The organism is Arthrobacter gallicola (assembly GCF_014836775.1).
Lineage (GTDB): Bacteria > Actinomycetota > Actinomycetes > Actinomycetales > Micrococcaceae > Arthrobacter_B > Arthrobacter_B gallicola.
The window spans coordinates 181579-197189 of the sequence record NZ_JACSQD010000002.1 but is presented as its reverse complement, the minus strand read 5'-3'; the positions used below and the strand labels follow the sequence as shown (position 1 = coordinate 197189).

Below are 15611 nucleotides of genomic sequence, written 5' to 3'. Positions count from 1 at the left end.
TACAGAGCGGGGAGGAACCAATCGTCTCATCGGCGTACCCTCGCCCGCCTTTTGGAGCCTCCACATGACAGCAGCACCGTCCACCGCAGCCTTCGTCGACCGCCACATCGGTGCGCGCGCGACAGAAACCGACGCCATGCTCAAGGCCGTCGGCTACGACACCCTCGACAACCTCGTGGACGCTGCCGTTCCCGCGGCCATCCGCCAAGACGCGCCGCTGGTGCTGAACGCGGCCCGCAGCGAACAGGAGACCCTGGCCGAGCTCCGCCGGATCGCCGGCAAGAACAAGACCGCCGTGCAGATGATCGGCCAGGGCTACTTCGACACCCACACCCCGCCGGTGATCCTGCGCAATGTGGTGGAAGACCCCGCCTGGTACACCGCCTACACGCCGTACCAGCCTGAAATCTCCCAGGGCCGGCTCGAGGCCCTGCTGAACTTCCAGACCATGGTCCAGGACCTCACCGCCCTGCCCGTGGCCAACGCGTCCCTGCTGGACGAAGCCACCGCCGTCGCCGAGGCCGTGCTGCTGATGCGCCGCTCCAATAAGGCGAAGTCCGAGGGCAAGATCGTGCTCGACTCAGATGCGCTGCCGCAGACCATCGCGATCGTCCGCGGCCGGGCCAGGGCCCTGGGCTTCGATGTCGAGGTCGCTGACCTCTCGGCGGGCCTGCCCGACGGCGAGATCACCGGCGTTGTGCTGCAGCAGCCCGGTGTTTCCGGCGCTGTCCGGGACCAGTCCGGGATCATCGCCGAAGCCAAGGAACGCGGTGCCCTGGTGACCGTGGCAGCTGACCTTTTGGCGCTGACTCTGCTCACGCCCCCCGGCGAGCAGGGCGCGGACATCGCCGTCGGTTCCGTGCAGCGCTTCGGTGTTCCGCTGTTCTTCGGCGGACCGCACGCTGCGTACATGGCCGTGCGCAAGGGCCTGGAGCGCTCGCTGCCCGGCCGCCTGGTTGGTGTCTCCAAGGACTCTGCCGGCACCCCCGCCTACCGTCTGGCGCTTCAGACCCGCGAGCAGCACATCCGCCGCGAAAAGGCCACGTCCAACATCTGCACCGCGCAGGCCCTGCTGGCCATCGTGGCCTCGATGTACGCCGTCTATCACGGTCCCGAAGGGCTGAAGGCGATCGCGCTGCGTGCCAACGGCCACGCCCGTGCCCTGGCCACGGCCCTCACCGCGGCGGGCGTCGAGCTGGTTTCCGACACCTTCTTCGACACCGTGACCGCCCGTGTTCCCGGCCGTGCCGCCGAAGTGGTGGCCGCCGCCGAGGCCAAGGGCATCAACCTGCGCCTCGTCGACGCGGACACCGTGGGTGTCTCCGCTGACGAAACCACCACCGACGCCGTGATTGCCGACGTCGCTGCCGCCTTTGGCGCAACGCCGGCTGCTTCCTCCGCCGACGCGGCCGGGTTCGAGCTGCCGGCTGAACTGCTGCGCACCTCCGAGTACATGACCCACCCGGTGTTCTCCTCCTACCGCTCCGAAACCCAGATGCTGCGCTACCTGCGCCGCCTCTCGGACCGGGACCTGGCCCTGGACCGCACCATGATCCCGCTGGGCTCCTGCACCATGAAGCTCAACGCCACCGCTGAGATGCAGGCCATGACGTGGCCTGAGTTCGCCTCCATCCACCCGTTCGCCCCGGATTCCCAGACCGAGGGCTGGCGCGAACTGATCGCGGATCTGGAGGCCCAGCTGGCCACGATCACCGGTTACGACCAGGTGTCCATCCAGCCCAACGCCGGTTCCCAGGGCGAACTGGCCGGCCTGCTGGCAATCCGCGGCTACCACCACTCCCGCGGCGACGAGCAGCGCAACATCTGCCTGATCCCGGCCTCCGCCCACGGCACCAACGCGGCCTCCGCGGTGCTGGCCGGCATGAAGGTCGTCGTTGTTGGCACCGCCGGCGACGGCGCGATTGACCACGCTGACCTGCGCGCCAAGATCGACGCGCACCGCGAGAACCTCGCCGCGATCATGATCACCTACCCCTCCACCCACGGGGTGTACGACGACGACGTCCGCGACGTCTGCGAGGCCGTGCACGAGGCCGGCGGCCAGGTCTACATCGACGGCGCCAACCTCAACGCTCTGGTGGGCCTGGCGCAGCCGGGCGAATTCGGCGGCGACGTCTCCCACCTGAACCTGCACAAGACCTTCTGCATCCCGCACGGCGGCGGCGGACCCGGCGTCGGGCCCGTGGCAGCCAAGGCGCACCTGGCACCGTTTATGCCCGGCAACGCGGCGGCCTGGGACGGCGGCGAAGACATTCCGATCTCAGCCTCCCGCTTCGGCTCGGCCGGCGTGCTGCCGATCTCCTGGGCTTATGTCCGGCTGATGGGCGGCGAGGGCCTGACCTCTGCCACCAAGAGCGCCCTGCTGGCCGCCAACTACGTGGCCGCCCGCCTGAACGACTACTTCCCGGTGCTTTACACCGGCAAGGGCGGCCTGGTGGCGCACGAGTGCATCCTTGACCTGCGCGACCTGACCGCCAAGACCGGCGTCACCGCCGAAGACGTCGCGAAGCGCCTGGTGGACTACGGCTTCCACGCACCCACGCTGTCCTTCCCGGTGGCCGGCACCCTGATGGTCGAGCCCACCGAGTCCGAGGACCAGGGCGAGATTGACCGCTTCATCGACGCGATGATCGCCATCCGCGCCGAGATTGACCAGGTTGCCGCCGGTGACTTCGCGGTCGAGGACAGCCCGCTGCGCAACGCCCCGCACACCGCCACCGCGGTGGCCGCGAATGAGTGGGACCGCTCCTACCCGCGCGAACAGGCTGCCTTCCCGCTCCGCAGCCTGCGGACGGACAAGTACTTCCCGCCGGTGGGCCGCATCGACGGTGCCGCGGGGGACCGCAACCTGATCTGCTCCTGCCCGCCGATCGAAGAGTTCGAAAACTAAGGGGATCGCCGCTATGACTGAGCAGTACACCGCGCTATACGAAGAGCACAAGCGCCTCGGCGCCTCCTTCACCGACTTCGGCGGCTGGCAGATGCCGCTGAAGTACAGTTCCGAACTGGCTGAACACCACGCTGTCCGCAAGGCAGCCGGCCTCTTCGACCTCTCCCACATGGGGGAAGTCCGGGTCACCGGCCCGCAGGCGGGGGCGTTCCTGGACTACGCACTCACCGGCAAGCTCTCCGCCATGGCGGTGGGGCGCGCCAAATACTCGCTGATCACGAACGCCGACGGCGGGATCATCGACGACCTGATCAGCTACCGGCTGGCCGACGACGAGTACCTGGTGGTGCCCAACGCCGGAAACGCCGCCGTCGTCGCCTCAGAACTCGCTGCCCGCGCCCAGGGCTTCGACGTCACGGTCGCGGACGAAACGGCAGCCACCTCGCTGGTGGCCATCCAAGGACCCATTGCCCAGGCGATCCTGCTGGACCTGGTCCCCGCCGAAAACCGGGACACGGTCACGGGCATGAAGTACTACGCTGCCGCGGCGGTTCCCCTGCACTTCGGTGAAGTGACGGGCAGCTTCCTCGTGGCCCGCACCGGCTACACCGGCGAGGACGGCTTCGAGGTCTACGTTCCCAACGACGTCGCCCCCGCCCTGTGGCAGGCACTCCTCGCCGCAGGTGAAAGCCGCGGTCTGGTTCCGGCGGGCCTGGCCTGCCGCGACTCGCTCCGCCTCGAGGCCGGCATGCCGCTCTACGGCAACGAGCTCAGCCTGGAGCTGGACCCCTACGCAGCCGGCCTCGGCGGCGTCGTCGCCCTGTCCAAGGACGGCGACTTTGTAGGCCGCGCAGCCCTGGAAGCCAAGAAGCAGCAGACTCCGGCCCGCAAGCTGGTTGGCTTGAAGGGTTCCGGCCGCCGTTCGGCCCGCTCGCACTACCCGGTCCTGAAGGACGGCCACCCCATTGGTGAAGTCACCTCCGGTGCGCCCAGCCCAACCCTCGGCTTCCCGATCGCTCTCGCCTATGTCGATGCCGCCCATTCCACCCCCGGCACTGAGCTCTCTGTCGACCTCCGCGGAAAACCCGAATCTTTCGAAGTGGTCGACCTTCCGTTCTATCAGCGAGAAAAGTAGTACTGACAAGAGGCACCAACCACGGGTCCACAAAGCCGGGCGGTGTGTCGGTGCCTAGCCAGCGCGGGCGGTGCGGTGTTTCGTGTAGCCCCGCATCGCCGAGCGAGGAACGAGCGAGGTGTCTAAGGGGCGGCGAAATGCCGCGTCGCCTGCCGTACGCCGCGCACCAACCCTCCGCACCCGACCTAGACTTTGAGTTAGTTCACAAGACCTATTTGAAAGGCACACATTATGAGCAAAGTTATTGAAGGCCTCCGCTACTCCGCCGAACACGAGTGGGTCGACTCCTCCAGCCCGGTCAAGGTTGGCATTTCCGCCGTCGCCGCTGACGCGCTGGGTGATGTGGTTTACGTTGACCTTCCCGCTGTCGGCGACACGGTGACTGCAGGCGAGACCTGCGGCGAGGTTGAATCCACCAAGTCCGTCTCGGACCTTTACGCCCCGGTTTCCGGCACCATCGTGGAGATCAACCAGGAAGCCGTGGACAACCCGGCCATCCTGAACGAGGACCCGTACGGTGCCGGCTGGCTGTTCACCGTTGAGGTCACGGAGGAGGGTGAGCTGCTGAGCGCTGCCGAGTACGCAGAAAAGAACGGCGGCGAGCTGTGACCGATTTCCTGAACTCCCACCTCGCGGAGATCGATCCCGAGGTCGCCGAGCAGATTGACAATGAGCGCCGCCGCCAGCAGGACGGCCTGGAGATGATCGCCTCCGAGAACCACACCGCGGTGGCCATCATGGAAGCCCAGGGCTCGGTGTTGACCAACAAGTACGCCGAGGGCTACCCGGGACGCCGCTACTACGGCGGCTGCGAGTACGTGGACGTCATTGAGCAGCTGGCCATCGACCGGGCAAAGTCCCTGTTCGGAGCCGGTTTCGCCAATGTTCAGCCGCACTCCGGTGCCCAGGCCAACGCTTCGGTGATGCATGCGCTGATCCGTCCGGGTGACACTGTGCTGGGGCTTTCCCTGGCCGACGGCGGCCACCTCACGCACGGCATGAAGATCAACTTCTCCGGGCGGCTGTACAACATCGTTCCCTACGGAGTGGACGAAGCCACCCACACCGTGGACATGGATGACGTCGCGCGCCTGGCCCGTGAGCACAAGCCGAAGCTGATTGTCGCCGGTTGGTCCGCGTACGCCCGGCAGCTGGATTTCGAAGCGTTCCGCCGTATCGCGGACGAAGTGGGCGCCTACCTCATGGTGGACATGGCGCACTTCGCCGGACTGGTGGCCGCGGGGCTGCATCCCAGCCCGGTGCCGCACGCCCACGTGGTTACCTCAACCACGCACAAGACCCTCGCCGGTCCGCGCGGCGGCATCATCCTCTCCAATGACCCGGAGATCGCCAAGAAGATCAACTCCGCCGTGTTCCCGGGTCAGCAGGGCGGGCCGCTGGAGCACGTGATCGCCGGCAAGGCGACCGCACTGAAGATCGCCGGCACTCCCGAGTTCCGGGAACGCCAGGAACGCACCCTGGCCGGTTCCCGGATCCTCGCCGAGCGGCTGCTTGCCGACGACGTCGCGGCCAAGGGTATCTCCGTGGTCTCCGGCGGCACCGATGTGCACCTGGTCCTGGTGGATCTGCGCAATGCGGAACTGAACGGCCAGCAGGCCGAGGACCGGCTGGCGCAGATCGAGATCACGGTGAACCGCAATGCCGTGCCGTTCGATCCGCGTCCGCCGATGGTGACTTCCGGTCTGCGGATCGGCACGCCGGCACTGGCCACCCGCGGTTTCGGCGAGGCAGCGTTCCGTGAAGTCGCGGACATCATCGCCCTGGCCTTGATTGCCGGGGAGGATGCGGACCTCAGTGCGCTGAAGGACCGCGTCCACGCCCTGGCGGCAGCACACCCGCTGTACCCGCAGGTCGCCGACCTTGCAGGAGCACCAACCCGCGTCTAAGGAGTCCTGATGGCTGTCGGCGTTTTCGACCTGTTCACTGTTGGAATCGGTCCCTCCAGCTCCCACACCGTGGGGCCGATGAGGGCCGCCGCTGCCTTCGCACGTGAACTGGACGCCGCCGGCCTCCTGGACTTCACGGCCGGTCTCCGCGTGGATCTGTACGGGTCCCTCGCGGCGACCGGCCGCGGGCACGGCACCATGCCCGCGGTTCTGCTGGGGCTGGAGGGTTTTGCTCCGGAGGAGATCCTGCCGGAGCAGGTGGAGGAACGGCTCGCCGCCATTGAGTCCTCGGGCAAAATCAACTTGGGCGGCCAGTACGGCGGCGGAGTCCTGCTGCCGTACAGTATCGAGGACATCGTACTGCGCCCGCTGACCGTCCTGCCGCGGCATACCAACGGCATCCGTTTCGCGGCCACCGGCGCCGGCGGGGAAGTGCTGCACGAAGCCACGTACTTCTCGGTCGGCGGCGGGTTCATTGTGCGCGACGGCGAAGAAGATGACGCCGCCCGCGAGCTCGCCGCGTCCAAGCAGCAGCTTCCCTACCCCTTCCGGACGGCCGCGGAACTGCTGGAACACTGCACCGCCAGCGGGCTGCCTCTCAGCGGGGTCATGCTGGCCAACGAGCTGGTTTCCCGCTCGGAGGAGGAGGTCCGGTCCGGTCTGCTGCATATCCGCGATGTGATGGAAGACTGCAAGAATTCCGCAATTTCCCGCAGCGGCCTGCTGCCCGGCGGGCTGAACGTCCGCCGTCGGGCACCGCAGTGGCATACCCGGCTGCGGCAGGAGGACCCCACCCGGGATCCGCGGTTCTGGCAGGAATGGGTCAATCTGGTGGCCCTGGCCGTCAATGAGGAAAACGCTTCCGGCGGGCGGGTGGTCACCGCGCCCACCAACGGCGCCGCCGGGATCATTCCCGCCGTCCTGTTCTATGCAACCCACTACGCGCCCGGCATGGACACGGCCACGCAGGAGGAGAAGGACGACGCCGTGGTCCGGTTCCTGCTCGCCGCCGGCGCCGTGGGGGTCCTCTACAAGGAGCAGGCCTCCATCTCGGGGGCGGAGGTGGGCTGCCAGGGCGAGGTGGGATCGGCGTCGTCCATGGCAGCGGCAGGGCTGGCTGAGATTCTCGGCGGGACACCGGAACAGGTGGAAAACGCGGCAGAGATCGCCATGGAACACAATTTGGGGCTCACCTGTGATCCCATCGGCGGCCTGGTGCAGGTCCCGTGCATTGAACGCAATGCCATCGGTGCCGGGAAGGCGGTTAATGCCGCCAAGATGGCGCTCTGGGGCGACGGCGAGCACCGGGTCTCACTGGATGAAGTGATTGTGACCATGCGGGAAACCGGCAAGGACATGAGTTCCAAGTACAAGGAGACAGCCATGGGCGGCCTCGCCGTCAATGTGGTGGAGTGCTGACACGCTCCGACGGCGGCGGGTTGAGCGCCCCGGTGAACGGTGATAGACCGTAAGGACGCTTAGTAACCTGCCGACCGGAAGGAATGCACCATGGCCGAACGCGGAAACAGCACCCACGGACGCCGCATGGACGAGGAACTGAAGCACGAAACGCAGAACCTCACCCGCAGAGCCACCCCGGACACCACTCAGGAATGGCGTAATCCCGAACCGCTCGCCGATGACACCGACAGCCCCGAAGTTCAGGCCGCCATGGGCACCCCGCCCCCGGACCGCCCGGAAACCGAAGAGTGGGTGGGCCAGGCGGAAGGGGAGGACTAAGCATGCCGAAGACCACCGGGAGTGGTTCCGCCAGGAAAAACGAGCTGCCTTCCACCCTGCAGAGGTCGGACCAAAAAGCGCAGGACACGTTTGCGAAGACCTACGATTCGGCGCTTGACGAGTACGGCGACGAGCAGCGGGCCGCGCAGACCGCTTACGCCTCGCTCAAGCGCACGCATGAGAAGGTCGGCGACCACTGGGAGGCTAAGGACTCCAGCGGACCATCGGATCAAAAGGCGGCGGAGGGCCGGAAATCCAGTGCCCAGACCGCCGGCGGGGTGGACGCCAACGCTACGAAGGACCACCTCTACGAGGTCGCTGCCCGGCTGGATATTTCCGGGCGTTCCAGTATGACCAAGGAGGAGCTGGTCACCGCCATCCAGAAAGCCAACGAGAAGAAAACCCGGGAATCCCGCGAAAAATAGGTCTTCAGCCCGGGCCGAGGAACGTTCATCCCGGCCCAGGAAAGGTCAGCCCCGGCCGAGGAAGGGCATGCCGGCCGCGGTGAGCACCACGGAGCCCGGGTTTGCCGCCGCGGGCAGTTCAGCCATAAACAGTACTGTCCGTGCGGCATCTTCCACCGGGAACGTCGGTTCCACCCGGCGGCTGCCGTCGGGCTGCAGTGCGCCGCCGGAGGTGATGCCGTCCAGCAGGCCGGTGGCGGCATTACCAATGTCGATTTGCGCGCAGCTGATCCCGTAGCCGCGTCCATCCAGGTCGATGGCCTTGGTCAGGCCGGTCACCGCGTGCTTGGTCGCGGTGTACGCAACGGCCAAGGGGCGCGGAGCAATGGCCGAGATCGAGCCGTTGTTGATGATCCGCCCGCCCTGCGGATCCTGGCGCTTCATCTGCCGAACCGCAGCTGCGGCGCAGAGCATCGTCCCAGTGAGATTTACTGCAATCGTGTTGTTCCAGTCCGCCAGGGTGATTTCGTCCACGGCTCCTGCCGGTCCGAAGCTGCCCGCATTGTTGAAGAGCACATCCACCCGGCCGAAGGCCTCGGCGGCGGCGCTGAAGAGCCGCTCGACGTCGTCGGGCCGGGTAACGTCGGCCGGGATCACCAGGGCGCGCGGATCGCCGTCGGCCGTTTCAACCAGCGCCTCTTCGCGCCGGCCGGCCAGGGCCACCTGCCATCCGGCAGCGAGGAACGCCCGGGCGGTGGCCCGGCCAATGCCGGAGCCGGCTCCGGTAATAACAGCGGTGCGGGAATTGTTTGAACTCATGAATACATCCTGCCCCAGCGCCGGGGAGATCTTCCCCGCAATAGCGAAACGGGTCTATTAGTGCCCCAAAGGAAGAGTTTCTGAAGTTCACCGGCAAAAGGATGCGGGAAAGCGTTGACCCGCCGGGAGCCTAAGCCTAGGGTCAACCCAACGTAAGTCCCGATCAGGTCAGGAGCGATCCGGCCGAACAAAAACAAGGGAGTTTTTGTGGGTATTCCGACGGCGCAGTTTGAACAGGTCCTTGATCCGGTAGGCAGTTCCCTGGTGCTCTCAGCCATCCTGGCTGCGCTGCCGCTTTTCCTGCTTTTTGTGATGCTCGGCGTCTTCCGGCTCAAGGCCTATCAGGCCGGGATTATTGCCCTGGTGCTGTCCATTCTGCTGGGTGTCTTTGGCTGGGGAATGCCCTTGGACCAGGCATTCTCAGCCACGGCTCTGGGCGCCTTCTACGCGGTCTTTCCTATTCTTTGGATCCTCATCAACGCGCTCTGGATCTATAACCTGACCGTTGCCACTCCCTGGTTCGATGTCCTGGGCCGGACAATCCGCTCCATTTCCGATGACCTGCGGATCCTGTCCATCCTGATTGCCTTCTGTTTCGGTGCCCTGCTCGAATCCCTGGCCGGGTTCGGTGCTCCGGTGGCGATCTCCGCCGCCATGCTGATGGCTGCGGGCATGAAACCGCTGAAAGCGGCGATGGTGGCGCTGCTGGCCAACACGGCGCCGGTGGCGTTCGGGGCGATGGCTGCCCCGATCATCGCGCTCAACGGGGTGACCGGAATCCCGCTGCATGAGCTCTCCTCCATGGCCGGCCGGCAGACACCGTTCATCGCTCTGGTGGTCCCGCTGATCCTGGTGTTCCTGGTCGACGGCAAGCGCGGCGTCCGGCAGACCTGGCCGGTGGCGCTGGTAGCCGGATTCGTCTTTGGGCTGGCGCAGTTTGTGGCGTCGAACTACTTTGTGGTCGAACTGACTGACGTTGTGGCCGCGGTGGCTACGGTGATCGCCGTCCTGGCCATGCTTCGGGTCTGGCAGCCCAAGGAACTCATCGGTATGACCGGGGAAACGGTCAACGACGAGGCCGAGGGCGTGCGCGGCGAGGGCGCCCATCTGGGGGCCACCGAAGGGACGGACACCCTGACCCGGACCGGCGGCGGGAGCGCTCCCGGTTCCCGGGCAGGCGCAGGAAGCGACGACGGCGGGGAACCGGGCACCGGGAGGCCTCCGGGGCGCAGCGTGTGGCTCGCGATCGCGCCCTATCTGATCATCATCGTGGTTTTCTCCCTGGCGCAGATCCCGCCGATCAAGGCCTGGCTGACCAGCATCGGCGGCGTCACCTTCCACTGGCCGGGGCTGGACGTGGTCAACTCGGCCGGTGACCCGGTGGGCGCGCAGAACCTGCGGTTCGACCACCTGAAGTCGACCGGCACGCTGCTGCTGATCTCGGGCATCCTGACCATGCTGCTCTACCGCATCAAACCGGGCACCGGTGTACGTATCTACGGTGAAACCCTCAAGACGCTGCGCTGGACCATCGTGACGGTATGTTCGGTGCTTGCGCTCTCCTTCGTGATGAACCTGTCCGGTCAGACCACCACGCTGGGCGTAGCGCTTGCCTCCGCCGGCGGATTCTTCGCGCTGCTGTCTCCGCTGCTGGGCTGGATTGGTGTGGCGCTGACGGGCTCGGACACGTCCTCCAACTCGCTCTTCGGCCAGCTGCAGGTGGCAGCGGCCAATGAGACCGGACTATCACCGACCCTGATGGCAGCCTCGAACTCCTCGGCAGGCGTCCTGGGCAAGATGCTGTCGCTGCAGAACCTGGCCATCGCGGCAGCCGCCGTGGGCCTGAACGGCGTCGAAGGCACGCTGCTGCGCAAGCTGATCGGCTGGAGCCTGGGTCTTCTGGTGTTGATGACCCTGCTCATTTGGCTGCAGTCCACGTCCGTTCTGGGCTGGATGGTTCCGTAGCATCCGTCCAGGCAGGCACTACCGCAAGGAGAATGTGTGAGCACCGAGTCTCTGCCCTCCCGCACCGGGGCCGCCGCGTTGACCGGCCCGGCGGCGGCGCTGCTGGCGGAAGCGGCGCATTCCTCCGTACACACCGCTGACCGGGTGGCGGCCGGTACGGACCGGTCAGGCTACCAGCCGCCCAGCCTGCCGGACGGAGTTGTCTACGCGCACGACGCCGGGGAGGTGGCTGACCTCCTGCGGCTGGCCACCGCGCACCGGGTTCCGGTGGTGCCCCGCGGCGCCGGAACCGGGCTGGCCGCGGGTTCCACGGCCCGGGCCGGAGAAGTGGTGCTGGACGTGTCCCGCATGAACGCGATCCTGCGGATCGACCCCGAGGAGCAGCTGGCCGTGGTCCAGCCCGGGGTCCTGAACGCGGAGCTGAATGCGGCTGCGGGGGAGTACGGGTTGTTTTATGCCCCGGACCCGGCGAGTACCGCCATCTGTTCGATTGGTGGGAACATCGCCACCAACGCCGGCGGAATGCGCTGCGCAAAGTACGGCGTCACCCGTGAGGCGGTGCTGGCACTGCGCGTCATTCTCGCCGATGGACGCGAACTGCGCACCGGCCGGGAAACCATCAAGGGGGTCAGCGGGTACGACCTCAACGCACTGATCATCGGCTCGGAAGGCACCCTCGGCATCGTGGTGGAGGCGACCCTGCGGCTGCGGCCGCTGCCCGTGCAGACCGCCACGGTGGCCGCGTTCTTCCCGAACGTGGAGCAGGCGGCCCGGGCCGCGTCCGCCGTCGTCGCGTCCCGGATCCAGCCCTCCATGATGGAGCTGATGGACGGGCAGACCCTGGAAGCGGTGGATGCTGCGCTGGGCACGGATTACCGGTCCCGCGGCGCCTCGTTCCTCCTGGTGCAGACCGATGGCCACGGTGCGTTCCTGGAGCAGGATGTGGTGATGGACGCCGTCGCCCCCTTTGGCACCTGCGAAAAGGCGGTCGACGACGAGCAGGCGGCAGCCCTGGTCAGGGCGCGGCGGGAGGCCATCCCGTCGCTGGAGAAGCTGGGCCGGGTCTCGATCGGAGACATCGGGGTTCCGCGCGGACGCCTGGCGGAGGTGGTTTCCGGGCTGGAGGAAATCTCTGCTCGGACGGGGGTGCGGATTTTCACCGTCGCACACGCCTCGGACGGGAACCTGCACCCGATGATCGTGATGGATCCCGAGGACTCGGTCACGGAAGGCCCGCCCAAGGTGGCGCTGGGGGAGATGTTCCGGCTGGCCAAGTCCCTCGGCGGCACCCTGACCGGGGAACACGGCATTGGCCTGCTCAAGCGGGACTGGCTCGAAGAGGAACTCGGCGGTGTTTCCCTGGAGGTTATGCACACCATCCGGGCCGCCCTTGACCCGCTGGGCATCCTGAACCCGGGCAAGGCGATCTAGGGGCTTAACCGACAGGTGCCGCCTCCCCTCAGGGAAGCGGCACCTGTCGGTGTCTCAGTACAGCTAGCGCTTAGCCGGAACGGGATCCGTTCCCTCAGCGTCCTGCTCCGCACCGGCGTCGTGCAGATGCGGGTGGCGGCGTTCCAGCGAGGCGCCCTCGACATCGACATCCGGCAGGATCTTGTCCAGCCACTTCGGCAGCCACCAGGCCTTGTCTCCGGCCAGGTGCATGAGCGCCGGGATCAGCAGCATCCGGACAACGAACGCATCCAGGAGCACGCCGAACGCCAGGGCAAAGCCGATGGGCCGGATCATCGCGCTGTGGGAGAAGACGAACCCGCCGAATACCGAGACCATGATGATGGCCGCGGCGGTCACCACGGACCGGCCGGCCCGCACACCCTGGACGACGGCGACGCGCGACGGCGCGCCGTGGGCGTAGGCCTCCCGCATGCCGGAACCGATGAACAGCATGTAGTCCATGGCCAGGCCGAAGAGGATGCCCACCAGGATGGTCGGCAGGAAATTCAGGATCGGGCCGGGGGACTCCACATTGAAGACGCCGGCAAGCCAGCCCCACTGGTAGATCGCCACCACGCCGCCAAGGGCAGCGAAGTAGGAGAGCACGAACCCGAGTGTGGCGATGACCGGAACGTAGATGGACCGGAACACCAGGATCAGGATCAGCAGGGAGAGCCCGACGACGACGCCCAGGTAGATCGGCAGGGCGTCGGAGAGCTTGTCCGAGATGTCGATGTTGCCGCTGGCGGAGCCGGCGACACCGATTTCGTAGGTACCGTTCAGCGGGGACATGTCCCGCAGGGTGTGCACCAGGTTCTCGGTGGACTCGCTGGTGGGCCCCTCGGTGGGAACCACTTGGAAGGCCACGGTGCTGCCGTCTTCGGAGGAGCCGACGGGCGCGACGGCGGAGACGCCGTCCTGGTCGAAGAGAATCTGGGCGATCTCGGCCTGAGCTGCCGTGGCTTCAGCCTCGGTGGGCTCGTCCGGCAGCTCGGCGACTACCAGCAGCGTGCCGTTCTGGCCTTCACCGAATTTCTCCGACAGGGTTGAGTACGCCCGGTACTGGGTGGAGTCATGCGGTTCGGAGGAGCCGTCCGGCAGCCCGGTCCGCAGTTCCAGCGCGGGGACGGCGATGAACAGCAGGGCAGCGATCGCCGCCACGGCGGTCAGCAGGGCGCTAACCGTGGACATGGGCTTCACCGGGGCAGCCGCGGCGGCGGGTGTGCCGTCCTCAGTTGCGGAGGAGATGGACGCGCGTTCCTTTTTGCTCAGGATGCGCATGCCAACGAGCTTGAGCAGTGCCGGAGTCAGGGTCACTGCGATGAGCACGGCGATCGCAATACAGGCGGCGCCCACGGTGCCCATCAGGCCCAGGAAGGGGATGCCGCTGATGTTCAGGGCCAGCAATGCGATCAGCACGGTGGCGCCGGCGAAGACGACGGCGTTGCCGGAGGTGCCGTTGGCCAGGCCAATGGATTCTTCGAGGTCGAAGCCGTTCTTGAGCTGGCGGCGGTGCCGGTTGACGATGAACAGCGTGTAGTCAATGCCCACGGCCAGGCCAAGCATCAGGCCGAGCACGGGGGTCACGGAAATCATTTCGACGACACCGGAGAACGCCAGGGCGCCGAGGGCCCCGATGCCTACGCCGATCAGGGCGGTCACCAGCGGCAGTCCGGCGCCGATCAGGGTGCCGAGCATAACCACTAGGACGATGGCCGCGATCACCAGGCCGACAACCTCACCGACGCCGACGATGCTGGGGATGCCCTGGGTGATGTCGGTGGAGAAGTCAGCGGTGACGCCGTCGATCCCCGCGTCTTCGAACACCGCAACCACGGCGTCCTTGGTTTCCTGGGGGATCTCCATCTGGGTGTCCTCGAAGACCACGGTCAGGACCGCCGTGCTGCCGTCCTCGGAGACCATGCGGATTTCCTGGGCCATGTTCAGCAGTGCCGCGGCCTGTTCCAGCTGCGGTGCCTGTTCTGCGGCCGTGGCGGCCTGGGCCTCCAGCTCCGCCCGTCCGGCGTCGAGCTGGGCCTGCTGGGCATCCAGCTGCGGGGCGGCCATGGGGAGCATCCCGGCTGCTTCAACCTGTGCCCGGGCGGCGTCCAGCTGTTCCTGGCCGGCGTCGAGCTCAGCCCGCGCAGCCTCTATCTGCTGCAGTCCGGCGTCCAGCTGCGCCTGGCCGTCAGCGACCTGCCGGGCCTGTTCCTCGCGCTGTGCCTCGGTGGCGAAGGGGTCGACGGCGTTTTCCACGCCGTCCAGGGCCTTGGCGTCCTCGACCAGCGCGCTGATGGCCTCGCGCTGCTCGGCCGTGAATGCGGAGCCGTTCTCCGTCTGGAGCACGATCGAACCGGTGCCACCCGATGCCTCGGGAAGTTCCTGCTGGAGGCGGTCGGTGACCTGGGTGGTGGGGGTGTTGGGTATGGAAATCGCGGAGGAGAGCGTGCCGCCGAACAGTGCGAACGCTATTCCGGCGACAGCCAGCACAGCGATCCACACTGCCAATACGGTGCGTGCTCGCCGGGCGGCGGCCTGTCCGAGGCGGTACAGAAATTCAGCCATTGGAGGTCCTTGCGTGGTTTGCTGCGGAGGGGGTGGTCAGTGTGCGGTGGTGGCTCAGGATGCCCCGGGCGGCGTGCCGGAGCCGTGGCCCGTGCGAAGGGTGGTGACCAGCCGTTGGAGCAGGTCAAGCCAGGCGCCGCGGGATTCGGGCGTGTCCACGGCTCCCGTCTGGGCGTTCCAGCGTTCGTAAAGGACACTCACCCCGCCGGCGAAGGTGCCGACGAGGAGTTCGATTTCCAGCGGGTCCACGTCCGGGTAGCGGGACAGCAGCCCGGTGATGACCTGGTTGCCCGCCATGGTGACGGAGCGGAACGCCAGGATGGCTTTTTGGGATGAGGACCGGCTGTCCGCGCGGCCCAGGACCTGCGTCAGGTAGGAGACCGCCTCGATGAATTCAGCCGAGCTGACCAGATCCACCAGATCGTCCAGGGGTGAGCGTCCTTCCGGGGCCGGGCCTGGGGGCAGGATGAGAACAGCCCCCACGATCCCGGTTCCCACCTCGGTGACGACGTCATCCAGGGACGCGAAGTGGTTAAACACCGTGCGGCGGGAAACATCCGCGCGCTGCGCGAGTTCCTCCACGGAGAAGTCAGTGCCGCGCCGTTCGGAGAGCAGTGACGCGCAGGCATCGATGATCGCCTGCCGGTGGCGGCTCTTTAAAGCGGCCCGGCGGTCCGGGACGGAACAGGCTGGAAGCACATAACTACACTAAG

The 15611-nt window shown here is 66.9% G+C and carries 12 protein-coding genes; 9 read left to right on the top strand and 3 right to left on the bottom strand.

Annotation, left to right across the window (positions count from 1 at the left end; genetic code table 11):
- Positions 1-64: 64 nt before the first annotated feature.
- The 7 genes from gcvP to H9639_RS05255 all read left to right on the top strand — a co-directional run bounded on the left by gcvP (position 65) and on the right by H9639_RS05255 (position 8118).
- Positions 65-2911, top strand: coding sequence for an aminomethyl-transferring glycine dehydrogenase (gcvP, locus tag H9639_RS05285; protein ID WP_191807087.1), 2847 nt, complete (start codon positions 65-67; stop codon positions 2909-2911).
- Between the two features lie 13 nt (positions 2912-2924).
- Positions 2925-4046, top strand: a complete 1122-nt coding sequence (gcvT, locus tag H9639_RS05280) for a glycine cleavage system aminomethyltransferase GcvT (protein ID WP_191807086.1) — start codon at positions 2925-2927, stop codon at positions 4044-4046.
- Positions 4047-4277: 231 nt separating this feature from the next.
- Positions 4278-4655, top strand: coding sequence for a glycine cleavage system protein GcvH (gcvH, locus tag H9639_RS05275; protein ID WP_191807085.1), 378 nt, complete (start codon positions 4278-4280; stop codon positions 4653-4655).
- The gene (glyA, locus tag H9639_RS05270) at positions 4652-5953 is read left to right on the top strand and encodes a serine hydroxymethyltransferase (RefSeq protein ID WP_318241985.1); all 1302 of its coding nucleotides are present in this window, start codon (positions 4652-4654) and stop codon (positions 5951-5953) included. The genes gcvH and glyA overlap by 4 nt, the downstream gene beginning before the upstream one ends.
- A 9-nt stretch (positions 5954-5962) precedes the next feature.
- The gene (locus H9639_RS05265) at positions 5963-7372 is read left to right on the top strand and encodes an L-serine ammonia-lyase (protein WP_191807084.1); all 1410 of its coding nucleotides are present in this window, start codon (positions 5963-5965) and stop codon (positions 7370-7372) included.
- A 90-nt stretch (positions 7373-7462) separates the two neighbouring features.
- Positions 7463-7693 carry a hypothetical protein gene (locus H9639_RS05260; RefSeq protein WP_191807455.1) on the top strand — a complete coding sequence of 77 codons (231 nt, stop codon included), beginning with the start codon at positions 7463-7465 and terminating at the stop codon, positions 7691-7693.
- Positions 7694-7695: 2 nt separating this feature from the next.
- On the top strand, positions 7696-8118 hold the full coding sequence (locus H9639_RS05255) for a ChaB family protein (protein ID WP_191807083.1): 423 nt from the start codon (positions 7696-7698) through the stop codon (positions 8116-8118).
- 45 nt (positions 8119-8163) lie between these two features.
- Here H9639_RS05255 and H9639_RS05250 read toward each other — a convergent pair whose 3' ends face one another.
- Positions 8164-8916 carry an SDR family oxidoreductase gene (locus H9639_RS05250; RefSeq protein WP_191807082.1) on the bottom strand — a complete coding sequence of 251 codons (753 nt, stop codon included), beginning with the start codon at positions 8914-8916 and terminating at the stop codon, positions 8164-8166.
- A gap of 207 nt (positions 8917-9123) precedes the next feature.
- Between H9639_RS05250 and H9639_RS05245 the strand changes: the two genes are divergently transcribed.
- Together H9639_RS05245 and H9639_RS05240 are read left to right on the top strand one after the other, a co-directional pair.
- Positions 9124-10881 carry an L-lactate permease gene (locus H9639_RS05245; protein WP_318241984.1) on the top strand — a complete coding sequence of 586 codons (1758 nt, stop codon included), beginning with the start codon at positions 9124-9126 and terminating at the stop codon, positions 10879-10881.
- A 36-nt stretch (positions 10882-10917) separates the two neighbouring features.
- Positions 10918-12312, top strand: coding sequence for an FAD-binding oxidoreductase (locus tag H9639_RS05240; RefSeq protein WP_318241983.1), 1395 nt, complete (start codon positions 10918-10920; stop codon positions 12310-12312).
- Between the two features lie 63 nt (positions 12313-12375).
- Here H9639_RS05240 and H9639_RS05235 read toward each other — a convergent pair whose 3' ends face one another.
- Positions 12376-14898, bottom strand: a complete 2523-nt coding sequence (locus tag H9639_RS05235; protein WP_191807081.1) for an MMPL family transporter — start codon at positions 14896-14898, stop codon at positions 12376-12378.
- Between the two features lie 54 nt (positions 14899-14952).
- Positions 14953-15597, bottom strand: coding sequence for a TetR/AcrR family transcriptional regulator (locus tag H9639_RS05230; RefSeq protein WP_191807080.1), 645 nt, complete (start codon positions 15595-15597; stop codon positions 14953-14955).
- Positions 15598-15611: the final 14 nt, after the last annotated feature.

What these genes read in the sequence shown, in the direction of transcription:
- gcvP (WP_191807087.1), top strand. Translation starts at nt 65, where the DNA reads ATGACAGCAGCACCGTCCACCGCAGCCTTCGTCGACCGCCACATCGGT.
- gcvT (WP_191807086.1), top strand. Translation starts at nt 2,925, where the DNA reads ATGACTGAGCAGTACACCGCGCTATACGAAGAGCACAAGCGCCTCGGC.
- gcvH (WP_191807085.1), top strand. Translation starts at nt 4,278, where the DNA reads ATGAGCAAAGTTATTGAAGGCCTCCGCTACTCCGCCGAACACGAGTGG.
- H9639_RS05265 (WP_191807084.1), top strand. Translation starts at nt 5,963, where the DNA reads ATGGCTGTCGGCGTTTTCGACCTGTTCACTGTTGGAATCGGTCCCTCC.
- H9639_RS05260 (WP_191807455.1), top strand. Translation starts at nt 7,463, where the DNA reads ATGGCCGAACGCGGAAACAGCACCCACGGACGCCGCATGGACGAGGAA.
- H9639_RS05255 (WP_191807083.1), top strand. Translation starts at nt 7,696, where the DNA reads ATGCCGAAGACCACCGGGAGTGGTTCCGCCAGGAAAAACGAGCTGCCT.
- H9639_RS05250 (WP_191807082.1), bottom strand. Translation starts at nt 8,916, where the DNA reads ATGAGTTCAAACAATTCCCGCACCGCTGTTATTACCGGAGCCGGCTCC.
- H9639_RS05235 (WP_191807081.1), bottom strand. Translation starts at nt 14,898, where the DNA reads ATGGCTGAATTTCTGTACCGCCTCGGACAGGCCGCCGCCCGGCGAGCA.